This is a genomic window from Psychroflexus longus (genome assembly GCF_020164595.1).
GTDB classification, from domain to species: Bacteria; Bacteroidota; Bacteroidia; order Flavobacteriales; family Flavobacteriaceae; genus Psychroflexus; species Psychroflexus longus.
In genome coordinates, this window is the sequence record NZ_JAIQZE010000026.1 from 1 (window position 1) to 1,106 (window position 1,106).

The following is a 1,106-nucleotide window of genomic DNA, read 5'->3' on the forward strand; positions in this document are numbered from 1 at the left end:
TCTAAGTTCAAGTTATAAGTGCAACATGTAAGTTTAAAATACTGCGGGCTAGCCCGCAGTATTTTAGGTTCAATAGTTATATTGATCTTGCATGAAAAAATACAAACAACTGACCTTAGGTCAAAGATATCAAATTCAAAGTCTAGTTCAAGCTGGACTGAATCAATCTGACATAGCAGAACAATTGAAAGTTCATAGAAGCACTATTAGCAGAGAACTAAAGAGGAATACCCCTAAAAGAGGCAGGACAGCATTCCAGTATATAGGTGAGCATGCTCAAAGTAAAACAGACTTTTGCCATTTGAAGAAAACAAAGCAGGTTCGTTTGACTCAAGATCTAAAAGCTCGCATTGCCAGTTTGATGGAACACGAAAAATGGAGTCCAGAACTCATTGCTAAACGCCTAACTAAAGAAGGGGAATATTGCGTGAGCCACGAGACAATCTATAAGTGGATATGGGAAGCAAAACACAGTAACCATAGAAACCATAAGGCTTATAAACACCTTCACAAACATTTACGTCATAATGGACGAAGGCAGAAGAGAGGCAATATAAAGGACAATCGTGGAGCAATAACACAACGAGTGGATATAGAGCAGCGCCCAGAAGTGGTAGATCAAAGATCTAGAGTAGGTGATATTGAGGTAGATCTGATGATGGGTGCTCATCATAAGTCCGCCTTATTGGTAATGACAGATAGAACAACTTTAGTAACCATGATAGAAAAGCTGGAAAGTAAAAATGCAGAAGAAATTAACCACAAAATGATGAAAAGACTAACCAAATTTAATAGCTCATGGATTAAAACCATCACTTTTGATAACGGTAAAGAGTTCGCCAAGCACTATGAAATAGCAAAGTTACTGAAGGTCAGAACTTATTTCACAAGACCTTACACCTCTCAAGACAAGGGAACGGTAGAAAATAGAATAGGTGTCATTAGAAGGTTCTTTCCTAAGAAAACCGACCTAAGGAAAATATCAGAACAAAGAATAAAAGAAGTAGAAAGATTACTAAATTACAGACCGATTAGAAAGTTTAATTATAATAACCCTATTGAAGAACTAAAAAACAAGTGTGTTGCACTAATGGGTTGAACACAGC

Annotated in this window: 1 protein-coding gene; it reads left to right on the forward strand. The window is 36.9% G+C overall.

The genetic code is table 11. The features are described 5' to 3' along the window. The first annotated feature begins 91 nt into the window (after nt 1-91). Nucleotides 92-1,099 carry an IS30 family transposase gene (locus tag LB452_RS13405; protein WP_224462245.1) on the forward strand — a complete coding sequence of 336 codons (1,008 nt, stop codon included), beginning with the start codon at nt 92-94 and terminating at the stop codon, nt 1,097-1,099. Nucleotides 1,100-1,106 lie beyond the last annotated feature (7 nt).